We start from the raw sequence: 24,824 nt of genomic DNA on the forward strand, positions 1-24,824 counted from the left end.
TGTATATATACCCAGCATAAAATATTCAACCAGGCTATAATCAAGCCTAGTTTTGTTTTATGGGATAACGGCGTGGCGCAGGCGCAAGAAGGCTTTTTACTGACCCGACACTGGCGGGATACGCCTCAGGGCACCGAGGTTGAATTCTGGCTGGCGACGGACAACGGCCCGCTGCAGGTCACGCTGCCGCCGCAGGAATCCGTGGCTTTTATTCCAGAACCTCACGTCGAAAAAGTGAAGCAACTGCTGCGCGGCGAAAACGGCTGGCGTATTACTCCGCTTGAACTGAAAGATTTTCATCGTCAGCCGGTTTACGGCCTTTACTGCCGCGCCCATCGCCAGCTTATGCGCTATGAAAAATTGCTCCGAGAAGCAGGCGTGACGCTCTACGAAGCGGATATCCGCCCACCTGAACGCTTTCTGATGGAGCGGTTTATTACCGCTCCCGTCTGGATCGATGGCTCCCCGCAAAACGGCAAAATTATCAACGCGCGCCTGAAGCCGAATCCGCACTATCGTCCGCCGCTGAAATGGGTGTCGCTGGATATCGAAACCACCCGCCACGGTGAACTGTACTGTATTGGCCTGGAAGGGTGTGGCGATCGGGTTGTCTATATGCTCGGGCCTCCGAATGGCGATGCGTCCGCGCTGGATTTCCGGCTTGAGTACGTCAACAGCCGCCCGCAGCTGCTGGAGAAGCTTAACCAGTGGTTTGCCGACTACGATCCCGATGTTCTGATCGGCTGGAACGTGGTGCAGTTTGACCTGCGCGTGCTGCAGAAACACGCCGAGCGCTACCGCATCCCGCTGATGCTGGGGCGCGGAAACAGCGAGCTGGAATGGCGCGAGCACGGTTTTAAGAACGGTGTTTTCTTTGCACAGGCTAACGGTCGCCTGATTATTGACGGCATCGAGGCGCTTAAGTCCGCCTTCTGGAACTTCTCTTCATTCTCCCTTGAAGCGGTCGCACAGGAGCTGCTTGGCGAAGGCAAATCCATCGACAATCCCTGGGACCGAATGGACGAGATCGACCGGCGCTTTAACGAAGACAAGCCGGCGCTCGCCACCTATAACCTGAAAGACTGCGAGCTGGTGACGCAGATTTTCCACAAAACCGAGATCATGCCGTTCCTGCTGGAGCGCGCGACGGTGAACGGACTCGCGGCTGACAGACACGGCGGCTCCGTGGCGTCCTTTAGCCACCTCTATTTTCCGCGAATGCACCGGGCAGGGTACGTTGCCCCAAACCTCGGGGACGTGCCGCCGCAGGCCAGCCCCGGCGGCTACGTCATGGATTCCCGGCCAGGATTGTATGACTCCGTTCTGGTCCTGGATTACAAAAGCCTCTACCCGTCGATTATCCGCACCTTCCTGATCGATCCCGTCGGGCTGGTTGAGGGCATGGCGCAGCCGGACGATGAACACAGCACCGAAGGCTTCCTCGGTGCACGCTTCTCGCGGGAAAAACACTGTCTGCCTGAAATCGTAGGCAACATCTGGCACGGCCGCGACGAGGCCAAGCGGCAAGGCAACAAGCCGCTCTCGCAGGCGCTGAAAATCATCATGAACGCCTTTTACGGCGTGCTGGGCACCAGCGCCTGCCGCTTCTTTGACCCACGTCTGGCCTCCTCGATCACCATGCGCGGGCACGATATCATGCGCCAGACCAAAGCGCTGATTGAATCCCGGGGCTATGACGTCATTTATGGCGACACGGATTCCACCTTTGTGTGGCTCAAGGGCGCACATTCAGACGAGGACGCCGCGCAAATCGGCAACGCGCTGGTCGCCTTCGTGAACGGCTGGTGGCAGGAACATTTGCAAAAAGAGCGGTTAACCAGCGCGCTGGAGCTGGAGTTTGAAACCCATTTTGCCCGCTTTTTAATGCCCACCATTCGCGGCACCGATCAGGGCAGCAAGAAGCGCTACGCCGGGCTGATTCAGGAGAGCGACGCGCAGCGGATGGTCTTTAAAGGGCTGGAGACGGTGCGCACCGACTGGACGCCGCTGGCGCAGCAGTTCCAGCAAACACTGTATCTCAGGGTGTTTCGCAATGAGCCGTATCAGGACTACGTGCGCGAGACGATAGCCAGCCTGATGGCGGGTGAACTTGACGCGCAGCTGGTGTATCGCAAGCGCCTGCGTCGCCCGCTCGCCGAGTACCAGCGCAACGTTCCTCCGCACGTACGCGCCGCGCGCCTGGCGGATGAAGAAAACGTTCGCCGCGGCCGCGCGCCGCAGTATCAAAACCGGGGGACCATCAAATACGTCTGGACGATTAACGGCCCGGAACCCGTGGATTATCAACATTCTCCTCTGGATTACGAACACTATCTGACGCGTCAGCTTCAGCCGGTCGCAGACGGAATTTTGCCCTTCATCGACGACGACTTTGCTACACTAGTGACAGGGCAACTTGGCCTATTTTGACGCGTGACGAAATGGCTGCCATCCAGTACCATAGCGCCCTTTCCATTCCCGGACCCATTTTTCGATGACCGTCTTTTTTGACGGGGGTCGAACTATTGCCTGCAATTAAAGATTAGAGCCGAACAACTATGCCTTTTACACTTGGTCAACGCTGGATCAGCGATACAGAAAGCGAACTTGGATTAGGAACCGTCGTTGCCGTCGATGCGCGCATGGTTACCCTCCTCTTCCCTGCCACCGGTGAAAACCGCCTGTACGCTCGCAATGACTCCCCTGTGACCCGCGTAATGTTTAATCCGGGTGACACCGTGACCAGCCATGACGGCTGGCAGCTCAAGATTGAAGACGTAAAAGAAGAGAATGGACTGCTCGCCTACATTGGGACTCGCCTGGACACCGACGAGGCCAATGTCATCCTGCGTGAAGTGCTGCTCGACAGCAAACTGGTTTTCAGCAAGCCGCAGGATCGCCTGTTTGCCGGGCAAATCGACCGTATGGATCGCTTCTCTCTGCGCTATCGCGCGCGCAAGTTCCAGAGTGAACAGTACCGCATGCCGTGGAGCGGCCTGCGCGGACAGCGCACCAGCCTGATCCCGCACCAGCTGAATATCGCTCATGACGTGGGCCGTCGTCACGCCCCGCGCGTGCTGCTGGCTGATGAAGTGGGCCTGGGGAAAACCATTGAAGCGGGCATGATCCTGCATCAGCAGCTGCTTTCCGGCGCCGCCGAGCGCGTGCTGATTGTGGTTCCTGAAACCCTGCAGCATCAGTGGCTGGTCGAAATGCTGCGTCGTTTTAACCTGCGCTTCTCCCTGTTCGACGATGAGCGCTATGCCGAAGCCCAGCACGACGCGGACAACCCGTTCGAAACGGAACAGCTGGTGATTTGTTCCCTGGATTTCGTGCGCCGCAGCAAGCAGCGTCTTGAGCACCTGTGCGATGCCGAGTGGGACATTATGGTCGTTGACGAAGCGCACCATCTGGTCTGGAGCGAAGACGCGCCGAGCCGCGAATATATGGCTATCGAGCAGCTTGCCGAGCGCGTGCCTGGCGTCCTGCTGCTGACCGCAACGCCGGAGCAGCTGGGGCTGGAAAGCCACTTCGCCCGTCTGCGCCTGCTCGATCCAAACCGTTTCCACGACTTTGCGCAGTTCGTGGAAGAACAGAATAACTACCGTCCGGTCGCGGATGCCGTCGCCATGCTGCTGGCGGGCAAGCGTCTCTCTAACGACGAACTCAATACCCTGAGCGATCTGATTGGCGAGCAGGACATCGAGCCGCTTTTGCAGGCTGCCAACAGTGAAGGCGAAAACGCAGAATCGGCGCGCAAAGAGCTGATTGACATGCTGATGGACCGCCACGGCACCAGCCGCGTGCTGTTCCGTAACACCCGTAACGGCGTGAAAGGGTTCCCGAAACGCGAGCTTCACACCATCAAGCTGCCTCTGCCAACGCAGTACCAGACGGCGATTAAAGTCTCCGGCATTATGGGCGCGCGCAAAACTCAGGAAGAGCGCGCTCGCGACATGCTCTACCCGGAACAAATCTACCAGGAATTTGAAGGTGATACCGGCACCTGGTGGAACTTCGATCCGCGCGTGGAGTGGCTGATGGGCTACCTGACCGCGCACCGGTCCCAGAAGGTGCTGGTGATCTGCGCCAAAGCGGCTACCGCCCTGCAGCTGGAGCAGGTCCTGCGCGAGCGCGAGGGCATTCGTGCCGCCGTGTTCCACGAAGGCATGTCCATCGTTGAGCGCGACCGCGCCGCGGCGTGGTTCGGTGAAGAGGACAGCGGCGCGCAGGTTCTGCTGTGTTCTGAGATCGGTTCTGAAGGCCGTAACTTCCAGTTCGCCAGCAACCTGGTAATGTTCGACCTGCCGTTCAACCCGGACCTGCTGGAACAGCGTATCGGCCGCCTGGATCGTATCGGTCAGGCGCATGATATTCAGATCCACGTGCCTTACCTGGAAAAAACCGCCCAGTCAGTGCTGGTACGCTGGTTCCACGAAGGCCTGGACGCGTTTGAGCATACCTGCCCGACGGGCCGCACGATTTACGATCGGGTACATGGCGATCTGATCGGCTACCTCGCCGCGCCGGAAAACACAGAAGGGTTTGATGAGCTGATCAAATCCTGCCGTGAGAAGCACGACGCGCTGAAAGCGCAGCTGGAACAGGGCCGCGATCGCCTGCTGGAGATCCACTCCAACGGCGGTGAAAAAGCGCAGGCGCTTGCCGAGAGCATTGAAGAACAGGATGATGACACCAGTCTGATCAGCTTCTCCATGAACCTGTTCGACATCGTGGGCATTAACCAGGACGACCGCGGCGAGAACCTGATTGTTCTTACCCCGTCCGATCACATGCTGGTTCCGGATTTCCCGGGCCTGCCGGAAGATGGCTGCACCATTACCTTCGAGCGTGACGTGGCGCTGTCCCGCGAAGACGCTCAGTTCATCACCTGGGAACACCCGCTGATCCGCAACGGCCTGGATCTGATTCTGTCCGGCGATACCGGCAGCAGCACTATTTCCCTGTTGAAAAACAAGGCGCTGCCTGTGGGTACCCTGCTGGTGGAGCTGATTTACGTTGTGGAAGCGAAAGCGCCGAAACAGCTGCAGCTCACCCGCTTCCTGCCGCCGACCCCCGTCCGCCTGCTGCTGGACAAAAACGGCACCAACCTGGCGGGACAGGTTGAATTCGAGAGCTTCAACCGACAGCTGAGCGCGGTGAACCGCCATACGGGCAGTAAACTGGTCAACGCGGTACAACAGGATGTACACGCCATTCTGCAATTGGGCGAAACCCAGATTGAAAAATCAGCCAGAGCGCTGATTGATGCCGCGCGCAATGAAGCCGACGAGAAACTGTCTGCGGAACTGTCGCGTCTGGAAGCCTTAAAAGCAGTCAACCCTAACATCCGTGACGACGAACTGGCGGCGATTGAAAGCAACCGTCAGCAGGTGCTGGAAAGCCTGAATCAGGCAAGCTGGCGTCTGGATGCCCTGCGCCTTATCGTTGTGACGCATCAGTAAACGGAGCGCAAGATGGTGATGGAGCCTTACAATCCGCCGCAGGATCCCTGGCTGGTCATTCTGTATCAGGATGAGCATATTATGGTGGTCAACAAGCCAAGCGGCCTGTTGTCCGTGCCGGGGCGCCTGGATGAGCACAAAGACAGCGTGATGACGCGTATTCAGCGTGATTATCCGCAGGCGGAGTCCGTCCATCGCTTGGACATGGCCACCAGCGGCGTGATTGTGGTGGCGCTGAATAAAGAAGCGGAACGCGAGCTGAAACGCCAGTTCCGCGAGCGCGAACCGAAAAAGCAGTACGTCGCGCGCGTCTGGGGCCATCCGGCAAGCGAAGAGGGTCTGGTCGATTTACCGCTGATCTGCGACTGGCCGAACCGGCCAAAGCAGAAGGTGTGCTATGAAACCGGCAAGGCGGCGCAAACCGAGTATGAAGTGCTGGAGTACGCGCCGGATAACACCGCGCGCGTCCTGCTTAAGCCGATTACCGGGCGCTCTCACCAGCTGCGCGTACATATGCTCGCCCTGGGCCATCCGATTCTGGGCGACCGGTTTTACGCCCCGCCTGAAGCGCTGGCGTTAGCGCCCCGTCTGCAGCTTCATGCGCAGACGCTCACTATCACCCATCCGGCCTTCGGTAACACGATGACGTTTAAGGCCCCGGTGGACTTCTAAAAAAAAGCCCGACACCGTCGGGCTTTTTTTTTATTTGAAACCTTTCTTCTCTTTAATGAGCTCGTAGGCCTTTTGAATCTCCTGCGCCTTTTGCTTCGCCATCTCCATCATTTCCGGCGGTAAGCCTTTCGCGACCAGTTTATCCGGGTGATGCTCGCTCATCAGCTTGCGGTAGGCACGTTTGATGGTGGTGACATCATCCGATGGCTTCACGCCAAGCACGTTGCAGGCATCCTCCAGCGTTGGGCCACGCTGCGCCTGCTGCCAGGTGCCGCCAGACGACTGCTGATGATAGCCGCCGCCAAACTGCGCGCCGCCCTGCATCATGCGCAGGAACTGATCGAACTGCATGCGGGAGATGCCCAGCTCTTCCGCAATGACGTACAGCACGTCGCGCTCATTAGGGTGCAGCGAACCGTCGGCGAAGGCCGCCTGGATCTGGATTTCCAGAAACATCCGAATTAAATCAAAACGCCCGAAGCAGATGCTGCGGAACTGACGCATTTTTTCGCGAAGCGGATAGTTATCCGATTTACCGATGCGAAACGCATTTTGTGCCGCCAGACGGGAGTCACCGTGCAGGTTCATGCGATCCATAAAGACGCTGGCAATCTGAATATCGGCTTCGGTTACACGCCCTTTGGATTTGGTTAAGTGCCCCATGACCTCAAAGGTGGTGGAGAAAAAGAGGGACTGACGCTCACGCTGATTGGCAAACCAGGCCATTTTGCGGCTGCGCGCCTTATCAAACATATGGCCGATAATAAGCCCAAGTACAATCCCCCAGAACCCGGCACCCATGATGATGGCGAACGCAACGCCGATTATTTTACCCCAATACTGCATATACTCCCCGGATAGTCATATTCCTGGCCGACGCAACGTCATCATCACTGTGTTCAAGTCACGGTCAATTGAAGGACATCGCCTATAATTTGCTTTATCATACTCGTCATTCGATAGCGAGCCTAACACTCTGGCACGCAAACGGGCAGGATTAACGCTGGTACTGCGCAGATGAGTAAGATAGTCTCTGAGCGTTTGTAAGCCGTAGCCACTGATGACGGAACAATAAAATACAACGTATGAAAAAACGTATCCCCACCCTCCTGGCCACAATGATTGGCACCGCCCTGTACAGTCAACAGGGGCTGGCGGCCGATCTCGCCTCGCAGTGTATGCTTGGCGTCCCAAGTTATAATCGCCCACTGGTGAAAGGCGATACTAATAGCTTGCCGGTAACCATTACTGCCGACAGTTCTAAAGGTACCTATCCTGACAATGCCACGTTTACGGGCAATGTGGATATTAACCAGGGCAATAGCCGCCTGCAGGCAGATGAAGTGCAGTTGCACCAGAAGCAGCCGGAAGGTGCGGCCGAGCCGGTACGAACGGTGGATGCGCTGGGTAATGTGCACTATGACGACAATCAGGTCATCCTGAAAGGTCCGAAAGCCTGGTCAAACCTGAACACCAAAGATACTAACGTCTGGAAAGGTGATTACCAGATGGTGGGTCGCCAGGGACGCGGTGACGCAGACCTGATGAAACAGCGCGGTGAAAACCGCTATACGATCCTGGAAAACGGCTCCTTCACCTCCTGTCTGCCGGGCTCAAATACCTGGAGCGTAGTTGGCAGCGAAGTGATCCATGACCGTGAAGAGCAGGTCGCGGAGATCTGGAATGCCCGCTTCAAGCTCGGTCCGGTGCCCGTGTTCTACAGCCCTTACCTGCAGCTTCCGGTAGGTGACAAACGTCGCTCCGGCTTCCTGATCCCGAATGCCAAATACAGCACCTCGAACTACTTCGAGTTCTACCTGCCGTATTACTGGAACATCGCGCCCAATATGGACGCCACGATCACGCCGCACTATATCCACAAGCGCGGCAACGTCATGTGGGAGAACGAGTTCCGCTATCTGACTCAGGCTGGTGCAGGTCTGATGGAGCTGGATTACCTGCCGTCGGATAAAGTCTTCCAGGACGAGCATCCGACCGAAGGGGACAAACACCGTTGGTTGTATTACTGGCAGCATGCCGGGGTGATGAATCAGGTGTGGCGTTTTAACGTTGACTACACCAAAGTTAGCGACTCATCTTATTTTAATGACTTCTCGTCCAAATACGGTTCGAGCACTGATGGCTATGCCACGCAGAAATTCAGCGTAGGCTATGCGGTGCAAAACTTTGATGCAACCGTCTCGACCAAGCAATTCCAGGTGTTTTCTGACCAGTCCACGCCTACATATGGGGCAGAGCCACAGCTCGACGTAAACTGGTATCAGAATGACGTGGGGCCATTTGACACCCATGTTTACGCTCAGGCGGTGCATTTCGTTAACACGGATTCGGACATGCCGGAAGCCACGCGTGTTCACCTTGAGCCGACGATCAACCTGCCATGGTCTAACGACTGGGCAAGCCTGAATACCGAAGCCAAGCTGATGGCGACTCACTATCAGCAAAAAAATGTTGATGATTACAACACAGCTAACAATGCTCATCTGGAGGAGTCGGTCAACAGAACGCTCCCTCAGTTCAAAATGGACGGTAAGCTGATCTTCGAGCGAAATATGAGCCTGCTGGCGGATGGTTATACCCAGACGCTTGAACCGCGTATGCAGTATTTGTACGTGCCATACCGTGATCAAAGCAATATTCAGAACTACGACTCTTCTTTACTGCAGTCTGACTACAGCGGCCTGTTCCGTGACCGTACCTACGGTGGGTTGGACCGTATCGCATCCGCTAACCAGTTAACGACCGGGGTCACATCGCGCGTATATGATGACGCAGCCGTTGAACGTTTTAACGTTTCTGTTGGTCAAATTTACTATTTCACAGAGTCTCGCACGGGCGATGACAATATTCAGTGGGAGAAAGACAACAAAACAGGATCGATAGTTTGGGCAGGAGATACTTACTGGCGTATGACTGACCGTTGGGGCTTGCGTGGCGGTGTGCAATATGACACTCGTCTCGACAATGTCGCTAACAGTAGTGCGGCCATAGAATATCGTCGTGATGAAGATCGAATGATTCAGGTAAGTTATCGTTATGCTAGCCCAGAATATATTCAGGCAACGCTACCGAAAAGCAATGACCAGAGCAGCATCAACTACTGGAAACTACCACAATATTCAGACGGTATTTCTCAGATCGGTGCGGCAGCGAGTTGGCCAATCGCCGACCGCTGGTCAATCGTAGGCGCTTACTACTTTGATACCAACACCAGTAAAGCAGCTGACCAGATGGTGGGCCTGCAATACAACTCCTGCTGTTACGCGCTGCGCGTCGGTTACGAACGCAAGCTTAACGGCTGGGATACTGACAACAATCAGAGCAAATACGACAACGTGATTGGCTTTAATGTCGAACTGCGCGGCCTGAGTTCCAACTACGGCCTGGGCACGCAGCAGATGCTGCGCTCGAACATTCTGCCGTACCGCACTTCCTTGTAATGAGCTTGATTTGCAACGTAATCCGCTTTGCGGTTAATTGAAATGGAAAAAGTATGAAGAACTGGAAAACGCTGCTGCTCGGTGTCGCTATGGTTGCGAATACCAGCTTCGCGGCCCCCCAGGTTGTTGATAAAGTCGCTGCTGTGGTTAACAACGGCGTTGTGCTCGAAAGTGACGTTGACGGTCTGATGAAATCGGTGAAGCTCAATTCGGGCGAAGCAGGTCAGCAGCTTCCGGATGACGCCACGCTGCGCCACCAGATCCTGGAGCGTCTGATCATGGATCAGATCGTTCTCCAGATGGGGCAGAAAATGGGTGTGAAGGTCACTGACGAGCAGCTCGATCAGGCGATCGCTAACATCGCGAAGCAGAACAATATGTCTTTAGACCAGATGCGCAGCCGTCTGGCTTATGACGGTATCAGCTACGCCACCTACCGTAACCAGATCCGTAAAGAGATGCTGATTTCGGAGGTGCGTAACAACGAAGTGCGTCGCCGCGTCACGATCCTGCCTCAGGAAGTGGACGCGCTGGCAAAACAGGTGGGTAACCAGAACGATGCCAGCACGGAGCTGAACCTGAGCCACATTCTAATCGCTCTGCCAGAGAACCCAACCTCCGATCAGGCTGCGGAAGCCGAAAGCCAGGCGCGGTCTATTGTCGAACAGGCGCGTAACGGCGGCGACTTTGGCAAGCTGGCTATCACCTACTCCGCGGACCAACAGGCGCTGAAAGGCGGCCAGATGGGCTGGGGACGTATTCAGGAGCTGCCATCCATCTTCGCCCAGGCACTGAGCACGGCGAAGAAAGGTGATATCGTCGGTCCGATCCGTTCAGGTGTGGGCTTCCATATTCTGAAAGTGAACGATCTGCGCGGTCAGAGCCAAAGTATTTCCGTCACCGAAGTACACGCTCGCCACATCCTTCTGAAACCGTCACCGATCATGACTGACGATCAGGCGCGTGCGAAGCTGGAACAGATTGCTGCTGACATTAAGAGCGGTAAAACCTCGTTCGCAAATGCAGCAAAAGAGTTCTCTCAGGATCCAGGCTCTGCTAACCAGGGCGGCGATCTGGGCTGGGCAGCGGCGGATATCTACGATCCTGCGTTCCGCGATGCGTTGATGAAAATGAACAAAGGCCAGATCAGTGCGCCGGTACACTCTTCGTTTGGCTGGCATCTGATTGAGCTGATGGACACCCGTAACGTTGATAAAACGGATGCGGCGCAGAAAGACAGAGCCTACCGTATGCTGTTTAACCGTAAGTTCTCTGAAGAAGCGGCAACCTGGATGCAGGAACAACGCGCCAGCGCTTACGTGAAAGTTCTGAGCAACTAATGAAACAGCATCGTGTTGTTATCACTCCCGGCGAACCCGCCGGGATTGGGCCTGACCTCGTTGTCCAGCTCGCCCAGCGCAGCTGGCCGGTAGAACTGGTCGTCTGCGCTGATGCAACACTGTTACAAGACCGGGCAACGCTGCTCGGTCTGCCTTTAACGCTCATCCCTTACGTTGAAGGCCAACAGCCTGCACCACAGCAAGCCGGTACGCTCACGCTTCTCTCTGTTCCCCTTCGTACGCCTGTCATCCCGGGCCAGCTCAGCACGGAAAACGGTCATTATGTCGTTGAAACCCTTGCGCGCGCCTGCGACGGTTGTCTGAAGGGTGAATTTGCCGCTCTGATTACCGGCCCCGTCCACAAGGGTGTGATCAACGAAGCGGGTATTCCGTTTACCGGGCATACGGAGTTCTTTGAAGAGCGCTCACACAGCCCGAAAGTGGTGATGATGCTGGCGACGGAAGAGATGCGTGTCGCGCTGGTGACAACCCATCTGCCCATCAAAGCCATTCCTGATGCCATCACCCCTGAGCTCCTGCGTGAGATCATCGGGATTTTGCATCACGATCTGCAGACGAAATTCGGCATCCCGCAGCCACACGTGCTGGTTTGTGGCCTGAATCCGCACGCCGGTGAAGGCGGGCATATGGGCACCGAAGAGATCGACACCATTATTCCGGTGCTTGAAGAAATGCGTGCAAAAGGGATGCACTTAAGCGGGCCGCTGCCCGCAGATACCCTTTTCCAGCCGAAATACCTGGATAATGCCGATGCGGTGCTCGCGATGTACCACGATCAGGGCCTGCCCGTGCTAAAATACCAGGGCTTTGGCCGCGGCGTGAATATCACCCTCGGTTTACCCTTTATTCGAACGTCCGTTGACCACGGTACTGCGCTGGATCTGGCAGGCCAGGGGAAAGCGGATGTCGGCAGTTTTATTACGGCGCTTAATCTCGCCATCAAAATGATTGTTAATACTCAATGACTAATCGAGTCCATCAGGGCCACTTAGCCCGTAAACGTTTCGGGCAAAACTTCCTTAACGATCAGTTCGTGATCGAAAGCATTGTCTCGGCCATTAACCCGCAAAAAGGTCAGGCGATGGTCGAAATCGGCCCGGGCCTTGCCGCCCTGACCGAACCGGTAGGCGAACGCCTCGACGAACTGACCGTCATCGAGCTGGACCGCGATCTGGCCGCACGCCTGCAAACGCACCCGTTCCTCGGGCCGAAGCTGACCATTTATCAGCAGGATGCCATGACCATGAACTTTGGCGAGCTGTCGGAAAAAATGGGCCAGCCGCTGCGCGTGTTCGGTAACTTACCGTACAACATTTCCACCCCGCTGATGTTCCACCTGTTTAGCTATACTGATGCCATTGCCGACATGCACTTCATGTTGCAAAAAGAGGTTGTTAACCGTCTGGTTGCAGGCCCGAACAGTAAAGCGTATGGTCGTTTAAGCGTGATGGCGCAATATTACTGCAACGTGATCCCGGTGCTCGAAGTCCCGCCATCCGCCTTTACGCCGCCACCGAAAGTGGATTCTGCGGTTGTTCGCCTGGTGCCGCACAAAACGAAACCGTACCCGGTGAAAGATCTGCGTGTACTGAGCCGCGTCACCACGGAAGCCTTTAACCAGCGCCGGAAAACGATTCGTAACAGCCTGAGCAATTCGTTCACCGTTGAGGTGTTAGCCGAGCTGGGAATCGACCCGGCAATGCGTGCGGAGAACATTTCCGTAGAGCAGTACTGCAAGCTGGCTAATTACATCAGCGAAAATGCGCCGCCGAAGGAGAGTTAAGCCATGATTGATTCGCCCCGCGTATGTGTCCATGTACAAAGCGTCTATGTTGAATCGCAATCCTCACCGGATGAAGAACGTTTTGTCTTTGCTTACACCGTGACCATTCGCAACCTGGGGCGGATGCCTGTGCAACTGCGCGGGCGCTATTGGCTGATCACAAACGGCAATGGCCGTGAAATCGAAGTTCAGGGGGAAGGTGTGGTTGGTGAACAGCCGCACATTGCCCCTGGCGAAGAGTACCAGTACACCAGCGGTGCGGTGATTGAAACGCCGATGGGTACCATGCAAGGCCATTATGAAATGGTCGACGTCGATGGCAATAGTTTCCGCGTTGCCATTCCTGTGTTCCGTCTCGCCGTTACAACACTCATTCATTAATCTAATGTCTACATATCTGATTGGCGACGTTCACGGTTGCTACGATGAACTGATCGCATTATTAAAGCAGGTCGACTTTACCCCTGGACAGGACACGCTCTGGCTAACGGGCGATTTAGTCGCGCGTGGGCCCGGCTCCCTTGAAGTATTACGCTTCGTCAAATCGCTGGGCGACAGCGTCCGCATGGTCCTGGGCAATCACGATCTGCATCTGCTGGCGGTTTTCGCCGGGATCAGCCGCAACAAGCCTAAAGATCGCCTCACCCCACTGCTGGATGCGCCGGACGCGGACGAGCTGATCAACTGGCTGCGCCGTCAGCCACTGCTGCAGATCGACGAAGAAAAAAAGTTGGTCATGGCGCATGCCGGGATCACCCCACAGTGGGATCTTGAGACGGCGAAAACCTGCGCGCGTGACGTTGAGGCGGTGCTGGCGAGCGACTCGTATCCTTTCTTCCTCGATGCCATGTACGGCGATATGCCAAACCACTGGAGCGAAGAGCTCAGCGGTCTGGCCCGCCTGCGCTTTATCACCAACGCCTTCACCCGCATGCGTTTCTGCTTCCCGAACGGACAGCTGGACATGTATTCCAAAGAGACACCGGAAAGCGCGCCCGCTCCGCTCAAGCCGTGGTTTGCCATTCCGGGACCGGTGACAAGCGAGTACAGCGTGGTATTTGGTCACTGGGCTGCACTGGAAGGAAAAGGAACGCCGGAGGGGATCTACGGCCTTGATACCGGATGCTGCTGGGGCGGAGAGTTAACCTGCTTACGCTGGGAAGATAAAACTTACTTTGTTCAGCCGTCCAACCGACAGCTGGACTTAGGTGAAAATGAGGCTGCAGCCTCCTGACTATTGCCCCTCACCCCGACCCTCTCCCCAAAGGGGCGACGGTCGGGGGTAGGAAAATCACTTAACGACGTTCCAGAATCTCAAAGCAGTAGCTGTGGGAGTTCTGTGCATCCGCGTCGTGGAATTCGCTGAAAACCGATTCCCACTCGTCCGGATCGTAGTCCGGGAAATGGGTATCGCCTTCCACTTCCGCATCAATGTGGGTCAGATACAGCTTCTGCGCTTTTGGCAGGAACTGCTCATACACACGCCCACCGCCGATCACCATGATCTCTTCGGCATTGCCGCAGGCGGCAATCGCCTCGTCGACTGATTTTACCCATTCGACGCGCTCGTCAGTGCCTGGCTGGCTACTGATAACGATATTTTTACGGCCCGGCAATGGACGACCAATCGACTCCCAGGTCAGGCGGCCCATCACTACCGGCTTGTTTAACGTAGTACGTTTAAACCATGCGAGATCGGCAGGCAGGTTCCACGGCATGGCATTTTCCATACCGATAACGCGGTCCACCGCCAGCGCTGCAATCAGACTGATCATTGAAAATTTCCCGGATGCAAAAAATTGCCGCCACTATACGGAAAGCTTAATCTTTCGTCGACTGGCGGCAGGGTAAAGATAAAGAAATTTTTTATTATTGCTGGCAACTCCACTTCACGCGGAAGGTTTACTCTCGGGCTCGTCAGCCGGATCGCCGGTATGCTTGCCCTCTTCCGTGCCCTGCCAGCCATGACGCTGGATCAGCGAAAGGTGATTACGGTCCTCGTTAATGATTTCCGTCAGCATCGCGCTGGTGCGCTTGAACACCGCCGCGCGCTCCGTGGCCGAACTGCCGGCCATCGCCGCCATCTCTTCCACCATCTCGGTATTAAAGCGGCGGAACAGGTCCGCACGCTCACGCGCTTCATACGCGCCAAGACCAAGACTTTCCAGCGCCGTACGGCCAGACTTCAGCGCGCCCTCGAACGTTTCACGCTCCGGTGCGTCTACACCCGCCTGTCGCAGCCGGATATAGTGATCCACATCGCGCGCGCGGGAGATAATGGTCAGCGCCGGGAAATGCTCTTTAACCAGTTCCACCATCTGCATGCTGGTCTCTGGATCGTCAATGGCGTTAATCAGCACCTCGGCTTTTGCCGCCCCGGCGGATTCCAGCAGATCGACGCGGGTCGCATCTCCGTAAAACACCTTCATATCAAATTTACGCAGGGTATCGACATGGTCAGGATCGTGATCGAGGATGACCATTTTCACCCCGCTCGACAGCAGTAAACGACCCACGATCTGCCCATAGCGGCCAAAGCCGGCGATAATGACGCGCGGCTGCTCCTCGTCGATTTCATCGGCTTCGCGCTCCTGCTCGCTGCCCGATTTTTCCAGACGCGTCAGCACCACCAGCAGAACAGGCGTCGCCGCCATCGACAGTGCGACCGCCAGCGTCAGCGCTTTCGCCCACTCCGGATCGAGCACGTTTGCCATCTGCGCTGCGCCAAAGACCACGAACGCAAATTCACTCCCCTGCCCCAGCAGCACGGCAAACCAGCGTCGCTGCCGGGTCGGCACGTTCAGTGGACGCGCAATCAGCCAGAGCATCACCATTTTAATGACCAGGAAGCCCACCAGCAGGATGACGATCCGCAGCGGGTGCGTTACCAGCGTGCCGAAGTCGACGGACATCCCTACGCCGATGAAAAACAGCCCTAGCAGCAGCCCTTTGAACGGCTCAATATCGCTTTCCAGCGCGTGACGATATTCAGAGCTCGCCAGCAGAACGCCTGCGAGGAATGCCCCCATCGCCATCGACAGCCCGGCCTCTTCCAGCAGCAGACCAAAGCCAAACACCAGGAACAGCGCCACGGCGCTGAACACTTCGCGCAGGCCTGAGCGGGCAACAAACCGCAGCAGCGGACGGGTAACGTAGCGTCCAAGCAGAACCACCAGCGCCAGCGCGCCCGCCACCTTCAGTGCGGACAGCGCGAAAGCGCCCAGCGTCGTCGAGGAACCGCTTGCCGCCAGCAGCGGGATCATCGCCACCAGCGGGATAGCGGCAATATCCTGGAACAGCAGCACGGAGAACGCGCTGCGGCCCATCTGGGAGACCGTCAGGTTACGCTCGTTCATGGCCTGCATGGCAATCGCCGTTGAGGAGAGCGCCAGCGTCATGCCGATGAGCTCTGCCACTTTCCAGTCCATTCCCAGCAGGATACAGAACCCGCCCAACAGCAGTCCGCAGGCCACCATTTGCAACGCGCCACCGCCAAATACCGAGGCGCGAAGCTTCCACAAGCGCTGCGGATCGAGTTCCAGACCAATCACAAAGAGCATCAGCACAACGCCAATTTCAGCGAAATGCAGAATCGCCTCTGCATCCGTGACCAGACGAAGCCCCCACGGCCCAATGACGCAGCCGGCAATCAGATAGCCGAGAACGGAGCCCAGCCCCAGGCGTACCGCCACGGGCACAATCAGCGCCGCCGCGCCGAGGTAAATCAGCGCCTGTATCAGCGTATGGCTATCCATGATGCGTCTCCTGCCACTCGAGTAAGCGTTGTTTATAATGGCGAGCCTGCGCCTGCAGCGTTTCATCGTCGCAGACAAACGTGCAGTGCATGGCAAAAGGCGGGAGCCAGTTCAGACCACAATAGAGCGCGGTCGCCTGCAGCGGCTGCGCCAGGACGTCAAACCCCGGGAAGGAACCAATATCAAAGTGGCTTTCCCCTCCGCCGGTGGTTACCGCCCACATCAGGCTTTTGCCTTTAAGCGCATTGCCGTTGTGTCCATACGCCCAGCCGTGGGAGAAAACTTTATCAATCCACAGTTTCAGGAGCGGGGGCGTGCTGTACCACTGCATGGGATGCTGCCAGATAATCAGATCGGCGCGGGAAAGTGCCTCCTGTTCGGCGGCGATATCGATATTAAAATCGGGATAGAGTTGATAGAGGGAACGTATCTCTACGTTATCAAGCGTCCTTACCTGCTCAAGCATCCGCTTATTCGCATGCGAGTGCTGCGGATAAGGATGGGCGTAAATTATCAGAATCATTGATTAGCCTGTTGTTACTGCTTTCTTTTAACAAAAGAGTGTAGTCAGTAATTCAACAGGCTAATAGTGAATATTATTGACGGGCTTACGTCAGAATTCTGAATTAGTTATCCAGCTCGCCCATGGATTTAACCTGGTCACGGTTAATCTGCTCAGTTTGACCGGTTTCAGCGTTTTTGTACGACACCAGGCCGGTATCGTCATCCACCTGCGGCTTGCCGTCGGTGACAATGGTTTTACCATCGGTAGTTTTTACGGCCTGATTAGACGAACAGCCCGCCACGGTGAACATTGCAGTGGCAGCCAGAACGGAAGCGATCAGTAATTTATTTTGCATGGTGTTTTCCCCTGCTCTCAGTTGAATTTCGTTATCGACCTAACCATTTTAGGCTAACTGACTGAATGCGGATGGAAAACCAGAAGGTTCTGAAGATAGGGAGAATGCCCGGCAACCTAACGGCACCGGGCATTTTTACTTACTTGCTAATCTGCGCGTGCATTTCCTGCACTGAAATCACCTTCTCGGTGGCATCCGCGTTCAGCGCCATGGCCGTAGCGAAACCGCCGTTCAGGGTGGTGTCATAGTGCACCTTGTACTGCAGCGCGCTGCGGCGAATCAGCTTGGAGTCTTCAATCGCCTGGCGGCCTGCGGTGGTGTTGATGATGTAGGTGTATTCGCCATTCTTGATACGATCCTGAATGTGCGGACGACCTTCATGCACCTTGTTCACCAGACGCGGGTTGATACCGGCTTCACCCAGCACAATCGCCGTACCGTGGGTTGCATCCAGCTCGAAGCCCTGCTTCAGCAGCTTGGCGGCCAGGTCAACCACGCGCTCTTTGTCGCCTTCGCGAACGGAGAGCAGCGCACGGCCTGATTTTCTCATGGTGGAGCTACTGCCCAGCTGCGCCTTCGCGAAGGCTTCTGCGAAGGTGCGGCCCACGCCCATCACTTCCCCGGTGGAGCGCATCTCTGGCCCTAACAGCGGGTCAACGCCCGGGAATTTGTTGAACGGCAGCACCACTTCTTTCACCGAGTAGTACGGTGGAATAATTTCTTTGGTCACGCCCTGCTGTGCCAGCGTCTGGCCCGCCATCACGCGTGCCGCCACTTTCGCCAGCGGGACGCCGGTGGCTTTGGAGACGAACGGTACGGTACGCGCCGCGCGCGGGTTCACTTCAATCAGGTAGACTTCGTTGTCTTTCACCGCGAACTGGACGTTCATCAGGCCGCGAACCTGCAGCTCGAAGGCCAGCTTCTGCACCTGCTGGCGCATCACGTCCTGAATTTCCTGGCTCAGGGTGTACGCTGGCAGAGAACAGGCGGAGTCGCCGGAGTGCACGCCCGCCTGCTCGATATGCTCCATGATGCCGCCAATCAGCACCATTTCGCCGTCGCAGATGGCGTCAACGTCCACTTCTACCGCGTCGTCGAGGAAGCGGTCGAGCAGCACTGGCGCATCGTTGGAGACGCTCACCGCCGTCTGGAAGTAGCGACGCAGGTCGGCTTCGTCATACACGATTTCCATCGCGCGGCCGCCCAGCACGTACGAAGGACGCACCACCAGCGGGTAGCCAATCTCTTTCGCCTTCTCAACGGCCATTTCAATGGCGGTGACGGTGGCGTTTGCCGGCTGTTTCAGCTTCAGGCGGTCAACGGCCTGCTGGAAACGCTCGCGGTCTTCCGCACGGTCAATCGCATCCGGGCTGGTACCGATAACCGGCACGCCAGCCGCTTCCAGCGCGCGCGCCAGCTTCAGCGGGGTCTGGCCGCCGTATTGCACGATAACGCCTTTTGGCTTCTCGATGCGCACGATTTCCAGCACGTCTTCCAGGGTAACCGGCTCGAAGTAGAGGCGGTCAGAGGTGTCGTAGTCGGTCGAGACCGTTTCCGGGTTACAGTTGACCATGATGGTCTCGTAACCGTCTTCGCGCAGCGCCAGCGAGGCATGTACACAGCAGTAGTCGAACTCGATGCCCTGGCCGATACGGTTTGGACCGCCGCCCAGCACCATAATCTTGTCGCGGTCGACGGACGGGTTCGCTTCGCACTCATCTTCATAGGTGGAGTACATGTAAGCAGTGTCAGTTGAGAACTCTGCCGCACAGGTGTCTACGCGCTTGTAGACCGGGTGCAGGTCGTACTGGTCGCGCAGCTTACGGATTTCCGCTTCACGCACGCCCGCCAGCTTAGCCAGACGCGCATCGGCGAAGCCTTTACGCTTCAGCACGCGCAGGAAGTCAGCGTCCAGGCCGGTGATGCCCAGCTCAGCCACCTGTTCTTCCAGACGCACCAGTTCTTCAATCTGCACCAGGAACCAGCGGTCAATGTTGGTCAGGTTGAACACGCCGTCCACGGACAGGCCCGCACGGAAGGCATCGGCGATGTACCAGATGCGCTCAGCGCCCGCGTCTTTCAGCTCGCGGCGAATTTTGGTCAGCGCTTCCGGGTCGTCCAGGCTTACTTTCGGGTCAAAGCCGGTCGCACCGACTTCCAGGCCGCGCAGCGCTTTCTGCAGGGATTCCTGCTGCGTGCGGCCAATCGCCATCACTTCGCCAACAGATTTCATCTGGGTGGTCAGGCGGTCGTTCGCGCCGGCGAATTTCTCGAAGTTGAAGCGTGGAATTTTGGTCACAACGTAGTCGATGGACGGCTCGAAGGACGCCGGGGTGCGGCCACCGGTGATGTCGTTCATCAGCTCGTCGAGGGTATAACCCACCGCCAGCTTCGCCGCCACTTTCGCAATCGGGAAGCCGGTCGCTTTAGAGGCCAGCGCGGAGGAACGGGACACGCGCGGGTTCATTTCGATAACAATCAGACGGCCGGTTTTCGGGTTCACGGAGAACTGCACGTTAGAACCGCCGGTTTCCACGCCGATTTCACGAAGTACCGCCATCGAGGCGTTACGCATGATTTGATACTCTTTGTCGGTCAGGGTCTGGGCTGGCGCAACGGTGATGGAGTCGCCGGTGTGGATCCCCATCGCATCGAAGTTTTCGATGGAGCAGACGATGATGCAGTTGTCGTTTTTATCACGCACCACTTCCATCTCGTACTCTTTCCAGCCAATCAGCGATTCATCAATCAGCAGCTCTTTGGTTGGGGAAAGATCCAGACCGCGTTCGCAAATCTCTTCGAACTCTTCGCGGTTGTAGGCGATCCCGCCGCCGGTGCCACCCATGGTGAAGGATGGACGGATGATGCACGGATAGCCCACGTCAGCCGCGACGGCCAGCGCTTCTTCCATATTGTGTGCGATGCCGGAACGCGCGGTGTCGAGGCCGATTTTCTTCATCGCCACGTCAAAGCGACGACGGTCTTCTGCTTTATCAATCGCGTCGGCGGTTGCGCCAATCATGGTCACGCCGAACTCTTCCAGCACGCCCTGACGCTCCAGCTCCAGCGCACAGTTCAGCGCCGTCTGGCCGCCCATGGTTGGCAGCACCGCGTCCGGACGCTCTTTTTCGATGATTTTGCGTACCACTTCCCAGTGAATCGGCTCGATGTAGGTTGCATCAGCCATTTCCGGGTCGGTCATGATGGTTGCCGGGTTAGAGTTGACCAGGATAACGCGGTAACCCTCTTCGCGCAGGGCTTTACACGCCTGCGCACCGGAATAGTCGAATTCGCAGGCCTGGCCGATGACGATCGGGCCAGCGCCAAGGATCAGGATGCTTTTTATGTCTGTACGTTTTGGCATTGTCTTCTCGGCTCCTGATTATTTAGCGGTCTTACGGTATTGCTCAATAAGTTCGATGAAGTGATCGAACAGCGGCGCGGCATCGTGTGGGCCCGGGCTGGCTTCAGGGTGGCCCTGGAAGCTGAATGCTGGCTTATCGGTACGATGAATCCCCTGCAGGGTGCCATCGAACAGCGACTTATGGGTCACGCGCAGGTTAGCCGGCATTGAGGCCTCATCGACGGCGAAACCGTGGTTCTGCGCGGTAATCATCACCGTGTTGTTATCAATGTCTTTCACCGGGTGGTTACCACCGTGGTGACCGAACTTCATCTTAACGGTGTTCGCACCGCTCGCCAGAGCCAGCAGCTGATGGCCGAGGCAGATGCCGAATACCGGGATGTCGGTTTCCAGGAAGGACTTGATGGCAGCGATGGCGTAGTCACAAGGAGCCGGGTCGCCTGGGCCGTTAGAGAGGAAGATGCCGTCCGGGTTCATCTTCAGTACGTCTTCGGCAGAGGTCTGCGCCGGCACCACCGTCAGACGGCAGCCGCGGTCAACCAGCATGCGCAGGATGTTGCGCTTGGCGCCAAAATCATAAGCCACCACGTGGAAAGGCAGCTCGCTCTCTTTTTTCGCTTCCGGCAGGTCGCCTTCCAGCGTCCAGCTACCCTGCGTCCAGCTGTAGGCTTCAGCGGTAGTCACTTCTTTTGCCAGGTCCATGCCGTTCAGGCCCGGGAAGGCTTTCGCTTTTTCCAGCGCCAGGGCCGCATCGAGGTTATCGCCTGCAATGATGCAGCCGTTTTGTGCACCCTTCTCGCGCAGCAGACGCGTTAACTTACGGGTATCGATATCGGCAATCGCCACGATGTTATGGCGTTTCAGGTAGGAAGAGAGGTCTTCGGTGTTGCGGAAGTTGCTGGCAATCAGCGGCAGGTCGCGAATGACCAGGCCTTGCGCATGTACCTGAGAGGACTCTTCGTCAGCCGCATTGGTGCCGACATTGCCGATATGAGGATAAGTAAGAGTAACGATTTGGCGAGAATAGGAAGGATCAGTGAGGATTTCTTGATAACCGGTCATTGAAGTATTGAAAACGACTTCCCCAACCGCCGAACCCGTTGCCCCTATGGCCCGACCGATAAACTGGGTTCCGTCTTCCAGAACCAATAGCGCTGACTTAATCAAAACACCCTCCAGAGAATATTCACTCACTTTATTTGCATATTAATTCATAACCATGTCATGGATCAATGCAAATGTGTTGCCAGCGGATTTTTGGCAAACGGCGGCATTCTGGGGATTTGGTGGGTAAAAGTCAACTTAAAACGGATATTTTGTTTAGTCTTTTGCGAGCCTGGCGGCTGGAATGCGATTTAACGGGCAAAAAGATCAGGCAAATCATTCTGGAAAACGCTTGCGCGGTAAGTTTAACGGAAATTTCGTGCGCGGGGCAATAAAAAGTGGACCATATGGTCAAAATTTACAATTACGCAACGTAAAACAGAGAGAAGAGATATTGTTTTAAAGCTTTAACTTAATAACACTCACAAAGAAGACAAAATAAAAGGGCAATAAATTATTGCCCTATGCAATCAATATATTACGACTGCAATAACCACATCACGATGGGTAATAATGCTTACAAATTGTTGAGATCGAGTACATCTCGCATATCAAAAAGACCATTACGCTTGCCTTTCAACCACAACGCGGAGCGCACTGCGCCATTTGCAAATGTCATTCGGCTAGATGCCTTATGCGTGATCTCTACACGTTCGCCGATATCGGCGAACATCGCGGTATGTTCGCCGACGATATCGCCTGCTCGCACCGTTGCGAAACCAATGGATCCCGGAACGCGTTCGCCCGTATGACCTTCGCGAGAATAGACCGCGATGTCTTTTAAGTCTTTATCCATTGCATAAGCAATCGCTTCGCCCATTGCCAGCGCCGTGCCTGATGGCGCGTCGACTTTATAGCGGTGATGCGCTTCAACAATTTCAATGTCGGTATAGTCGCCCATCACTTTCGCCGCCTTTTCCAGCAGCTTCAGCATCACGTTAACGCCTACACTAAAGTTGGCAGCGAAGACGATCGCAATCTCGTTTGATGCCTCCTGAATGGCTTGTTTACCCGCCTCGTCAAAACCGGTGGTGCCAATCACCATCCCTTTACCGTTCTGACGGCAAAACGCCAGGTGATTCAATGTGCCTTCAGGGCGCGTAAAATCGATGAACACGTCAAAGTCATCTTTTACAGCCTCCAGGCTGCTCTGCACGGTTACGCCCGTGTGGCCTGCGCCCGCCAGCTCACCCGCATCGGTGCCAAGTAGTGATGAACCTGCACGTTCCAGCGCCGCGCCAAGTGCCACACCATCCATCTGTAGCGCCGCCTGAATCAGCTGACGGCCCATACGTCCACCCGCGCCCGCAATAGCGACACGGATCTGTGCATCATGCATAGTTATTCTCTTACGTTAAAATGATGTAAACCGTTTTCAGATTAACCAGCCTTGAGAAGCACTGCCAACTGAAAACACCGATAATTAGAATTTAACGTGAAACCGACTTAAATATCAGTAAAAGACATGATTTTGTCGTCACGATAAAGTAACGGGTAAAAAAAAGGCCAGCACAGGAGGTGCTGGCCTTTCATCAGAAAAGGGACTATTCGACTTCGCGGGCATCAATTCTCAGTTCTTTCGGGACTTCGAAAACGATGTTCTCTTCACGTCCTTCCAGCGGCACCGCTTCGCCACCGCCGAGTTCCTGCAGACGAGTAATGACATTCTGTACCAGTATATCCGGCGCGGAAGCCCCTGCCGTCACGCCCACGCAGGCCGCGTTTTTAACCCACGCTTCCTGAATATCCGACGCGTCATCAATCAGGAAAGCCGCTTTCCCCATCCGCTGCGCCAGTTCGGCCAGACGGTTGGAGTTAGACGAGTTTTTGGAGCCGACCACCAGCACCACATCCGCCTGTTCAGCAAGGGCACGCACCGCTTCCTGACGGTTAGTGGTTGCGTAGCAGATGTCATCCTTACGCGGACCGACGATTTTCGGGAAACGCTGACGCAGGGCGTCAATCACGTCCGAGGTATCGTCTACGGAGAGCGTGGTCTGGGTCATAAACGACAGACGGGCTTCATTTTTTACGTTCAGCGTTAACACATCTTCAGGCGACTCAACCAGATACATCCCCCCTTCCGGGTTGCTGTACTGGCCCATGGTGCCTTCAACTTCCGGATGACCGGCATGGCCAATCAGAATCGACTCTTCACCACGACGGCTGGCGCGTGCGACTTCCATATGCACTTTCGTGACTAATGGGCAGGTGGCATCGAACACGGTCAAATCGCGGCTTTTCGCTTCGTTCCGTACCGCCTGAGAGACGCCATGCGCGGAGAAAATCAGGATCGCACCGTCCGGAACTTCGCTGATTTGTTCAATAAAGATGGCACCGCGCTCGCGCAGGCTGTCGACCACGTAGCGGTTGTGCACCACTTCGTGACGCACATAAATCGGCGCGCCGTAAATTTCCAGCGCGTTTTCAACAATGCTGATAGCGCGGTCTACACCGGCGCAGAAGCCGCGCGGGTTAGCCAACAGGATCTGCATTTCAGGCCTCCAGTGCAGGATCGATTTCCAGCACTTCAATATCAAAATGAACGGTACGCCCGGCAAGCGGATGGTTGAAGTCAACGGTAATCGAGTCGCCGTTGATTTCGCGGATCACGCCAGGCATTTCGCTGCCGTCCATAGCGGTAAAGAGCATAATCGCCCCAATTTCCGGTTCACCCGCATCCATAAACTCACGGCGCGAGAAATACTGGATCAGGTCCGGGCTCGGGACACCAAACGCGGCATCCGGCTCCAGCGAAAAGGCTTTTTTCTCACCCTCTTTCAGACCCAGAAGCTGCTGCTCAAGACCTTCAGACAGGGAGGTATCGCCAAGACGAAACAGGGCCGGCTTGCCGTTATTTCGGGTGGATTCAGCCGTTGAACCATCATCCAGTTTCAGCGTGAAGTGAACGAGAACTGCGCTATTGCTCTGTACGGATTTAGACATACACATTGCTCTTTAATGTTGTCTCGCCTGTGTGCCGGGTGGCGCTGCGCTTA

Annotated in this window: 19 protein-coding genes; 9 read left to right on the plus strand and 10 right to left on the minus strand. The window is 56.1% G+C overall.

From position 1 onward, the window contains the following. The first annotated feature begins 72 nt into the window (after positions 1–72). The 3 genes from polB to rluA all read left to right on the plus strand — a co-directional run bounded on the left by polB (position 73) and on the right by rluA (position 6,137). On the plus strand, positions 73–2,430 hold the full coding sequence (gene polB, locus AC3WOK_RS14175) for a DNA polymerase II (protein ID WP_492354699.1): 2,358 nt from the start codon (positions 73–75) through the stop codon (positions 2,428–2,430). A gap of 128 nt (positions 2,431–2,558) precedes the next feature. Continuing rightward, positions 2,559–5,465, plus strand: coding sequence for an RNA polymerase-associated protein RapA (rapA, locus tag AC3WOK_RS14180; RefSeq protein WP_047346327.1), 2,907 nt, complete (start codon positions 2,559–2,561; stop codon positions 5,463–5,465). A 12-nt stretch (positions 5,466–5,477) separates the two neighbouring features. Then, positions 5,478–6,137, plus strand: a complete 660-nt coding sequence (rluA, locus tag AC3WOK_RS14185) for a bifunctional tRNA pseudouridine(32) synthase/23S rRNA pseudouridine(746) synthase RluA (protein WP_063429517.1) — start codon at positions 5,478–5,480, stop codon at positions 6,135–6,137. A gap of 30 nt (positions 6,138–6,167) precedes the next feature. Here the strand turns inward: rluA and djlA are convergent, their stop codons facing one another. Beyond that, on the minus strand, positions 6,168–6,983 hold the full coding sequence (gene djlA, locus AC3WOK_RS14190; protein ID WP_047346325.1) for a co-chaperone DjlA: 816 nt from the start codon (positions 6,981–6,983) through the stop codon (positions 6,168–6,170). 239 nt (positions 6,984–7,222) lie between these two features. Here djlA and lptD point away from each other — a divergent pair, with 239 nt between their 5' ends. From lptD to apaH, 6 genes are read left to right on the plus strand one after another with little or no spacing between them, the layout of a single operon-like run. Then, positions 7,223–9,598, plus strand: coding sequence for an LPS assembly protein LptD (lptD, locus tag AC3WOK_RS14195; RefSeq protein ID WP_492354700.1), 2,376 nt, complete (start codon positions 7,223–7,225; stop codon positions 9,596–9,598). A 53-nt stretch (positions 9,599–9,651) separates the two neighbouring features. Further along, positions 9,652–10,938 (plus strand): peptidylprolyl isomerase SurA, encoded by a 1,287-nt coding sequence (surA, locus tag AC3WOK_RS14200; RefSeq protein WP_492354701.1) that lies wholly within the window; start codon positions 9,652–9,654, stop codon positions 10,936–10,938. Then, positions 10,938–11,924 (plus strand): 4-hydroxythreonine-4-phosphate dehydrogenase PdxA, encoded by a 987-nt coding sequence (gene pdxA / locus AC3WOK_RS14205; protein WP_492354702.1) that lies wholly within the window; start codon positions 10,938–10,940, stop codon positions 11,922–11,924. The genes surA and pdxA overlap by 1 nt, the downstream gene beginning before the upstream one ends. Then, positions 11,921–12,742, plus strand: coding sequence for a 16S rRNA (adenine(1518)-N(6)/adenine(1519)-N(6))-dimethyltransferase RsmA (rsmA, locus tag AC3WOK_RS14210; protein WP_010427042.1), 822 nt, complete (start codon positions 11,921–11,923; stop codon positions 12,740–12,742). The genes pdxA and rsmA overlap by 4 nt, the downstream gene beginning before the upstream one ends. Before the next feature lie 3 nt (positions 12,743–12,745). Then, complete coding sequence (gene apaG / locus AC3WOK_RS14215; RefSeq protein WP_047346321.1) at positions 12,746–13,123, plus strand: Co2+/Mg2+ efflux protein ApaG; 378 nt, start codon at positions 12,746–12,748, stop codon at positions 13,121–13,123. Between the two features lie 4 nt (positions 13,124–13,127). Then, positions 13,128–13,976: a bis(5'-nucleosyl)-tetraphosphatase (symmetrical) ApaH gene (gene apaH / locus AC3WOK_RS14220; protein ID WP_492354703.1), complete on the plus strand. Its 849-nt coding sequence runs from the start codon at positions 13,128–13,130 to the stop codon at positions 13,974–13,976. Positions 13,977–14,037: 61 nt separating this feature from the next. Here the strand turns inward: apaH and folA are convergent, their stop codons facing one another. The 9 genes from folA to fkpB form a co-directional block, all read right to left on the minus strand. Then, the gene (gene folA / locus AC3WOK_RS14225) at positions 14,038–14,517 is read right to left on the minus strand and encodes a type 3 dihydrofolate reductase (protein WP_063429523.1); all 480 of its coding nucleotides are present in this window, start codon (positions 14,515–14,517) and stop codon (positions 14,038–14,040) included. 114 nt (positions 14,518–14,631) lie between these two features. Then, positions 14,632–16,497, minus strand: coding sequence for a glutathione-regulated potassium-efflux system protein KefC (gene kefC, locus AC3WOK_RS14230; protein WP_429055049.1), 1,866 nt, complete (start codon positions 16,495–16,497; stop codon positions 14,632–14,634). Continuing rightward, entirely contained in the window at positions 16,490–17,020 is a 531-nt protein-coding gene (gene kefF / locus AC3WOK_RS14235) for a glutathione-regulated potassium-efflux system oxidoreductase KefF (RefSeq protein ID WP_023310358.1), read from the minus strand. Before kefF ends, kefC begins: the two co-directional genes overlap by 8 nt. Before the next feature lie 103 nt (positions 17,021–17,123). Then, entirely contained in the window at positions 17,124–17,357 is a 234-nt protein-coding gene (locus tag AC3WOK_RS14240; protein ID WP_003856439.1) for a YgdI/YgdR family lipoprotein, read from the minus strand. Positions 17,358–17,496: 139 nt separating this feature from the next. Next, the gene (carB, locus tag AC3WOK_RS14245; RefSeq protein WP_023310356.1) at positions 17,497–20,721 is read right to left on the minus strand and encodes a carbamoyl-phosphate synthase large subunit; all 3,225 of its coding nucleotides are present in this window, start codon (positions 20,719–20,721) and stop codon (positions 17,497–17,499) included. An 18-nt stretch (positions 20,722–20,739) separates the two neighbouring features. Then, positions 20,740–21,888, minus strand: a complete 1,149-nt coding sequence (gene carA / locus AC3WOK_RS14250; RefSeq protein ID WP_032642612.1) for a glutamine-hydrolyzing carbamoyl-phosphate synthase small subunit — start codon at positions 21,886–21,888, stop codon at positions 20,740–20,742. A gap of 454 nt (positions 21,889–22,342) precedes the next feature. Continuing rightward, entirely contained in the window at positions 22,343–23,164 is an 822-nt protein-coding gene (gene dapB / locus AC3WOK_RS14255) for a 4-hydroxy-tetrahydrodipicolinate reductase (protein WP_063429529.1), read from the minus strand. Positions 23,165–23,369: 205 nt separating this feature from the next. After that, on the minus strand, positions 23,370–24,320 hold the full coding sequence (gene ispH, locus AC3WOK_RS14260; RefSeq protein WP_063429531.1) for a 4-hydroxy-3-methylbut-2-enyl diphosphate reductase: 951 nt from the start codon (positions 24,318–24,320) through the stop codon (positions 23,370–23,372). 1 nt (position 24,321) lies between these two features. After that, positions 24,322–24,771: an FKBP-type peptidyl-prolyl cis-trans isomerase gene (gene fkpB, locus AC3WOK_RS14265; RefSeq protein WP_023345412.1), complete on the minus strand. Its 450-nt coding sequence runs from the start codon at positions 24,769–24,771 to the stop codon at positions 24,322–24,324. Positions 24,772–24,824: the final 53 nt, after the last annotated feature.

The sequence above is a fragment of the Enterobacter sp. FW301-JW81 genome, assembly GCF_058788735.1.

Excerpts from the sequence above, each read along its gene's own strand:
- rapA (WP_047346327.1), top strand. The coding sequence starts at position 2,559 with ATGCCTTTTACACTTGGTCAACGCTGGATCAGCGATACAGAAAGCGAA.
- rluA (WP_063429517.1), top strand. The coding sequence starts at position 5,478 with ATGGTGATGGAGCCTTACAATCCGCCGCAGGATCCCTGGCTGGTCATT.
- djlA (WP_047346325.1), bottom strand. The coding sequence starts at position 6,983 with ATGCAGTATTGGGGTAAAATAATCGGCGTTGCGTTCGCCATCATCATG.
- lptD (WP_492354700.1), top strand. The coding sequence starts at position 7,223 with ATGAAAAAACGTATCCCCACCCTCCTGGCCACAATGATTGGCACCGCC.
- surA (WP_492354701.1), top strand. The coding sequence starts at position 9,652 with ATGAAGAACTGGAAAACGCTGCTGCTCGGTGTCGCTATGGTTGCGAAT.
- pdxA (WP_492354702.1), top strand. The coding sequence starts at position 10,938 with ATGAAACAGCATCGTGTTGTTATCACTCCCGGCGAACCCGCCGGGATT.
- rsmA (WP_010427042.1), top strand. The coding sequence starts at position 11,921 with ATGACTAATCGAGTCCATCAGGGCCACTTAGCCCGTAAACGTTTCGGG.
- apaG (WP_047346321.1), top strand. The coding sequence starts at position 12,746 with ATGATTGATTCGCCCCGCGTATGTGTCCATGTACAAAGCGTCTATGTT.
- apaH (WP_492354703.1), top strand. The coding sequence starts at position 13,128 with ATGTCTACATATCTGATTGGCGACGTTCACGGTTGCTACGATGAACTG.
- folA (WP_063429523.1), bottom strand. The coding sequence starts at position 14,517 with ATGATCAGTCTGATTGCAGCGCTGGCGGTGGACCGCGTTATCGGTATG.
- kefC (WP_429055049.1), bottom strand. The coding sequence starts at position 16,497 with ATGGATAGCCATACGCTGATACAGGCGCTGATTTACCTCGGCGCGGCG.
- kefF (WP_023310358.1), bottom strand. The coding sequence starts at position 17,020 with ATGATTCTGATAATTTACGCCCATCCTTATCCGCAGCACTCGCATGCG.
- AC3WOK_RS14240 (WP_003856439.1), bottom strand. The coding sequence starts at position 17,357 with ATGCAAAATAAATTACTGATCGCTTCCGTTCTGGCTGCCACTGCAATG.
- carB (WP_023310356.1), bottom strand. The coding sequence starts at position 20,721 with ATGCCAAAACGTACAGACATAAAAAGCATCCTGATCCTTGGCGCTGGC.
- dapB (WP_063429529.1), bottom strand. The coding sequence starts at position 23,164 with ATGCATGATGCACAGATCCGTGTCGCTATTGCGGGCGCGGGTGGACGT.
- ispH (WP_063429531.1), bottom strand. The coding sequence starts at position 24,320 with ATGCAGATCCTGTTGGCTAACCCGCGCGGCTTCTGCGCCGGTGTAGAC.
- fkpB (WP_023345412.1), bottom strand. The coding sequence starts at position 24,771 with ATGTCTAAATCCGTACAGAGCAATAGCGCAGTTCTCGTTCACTTCACG.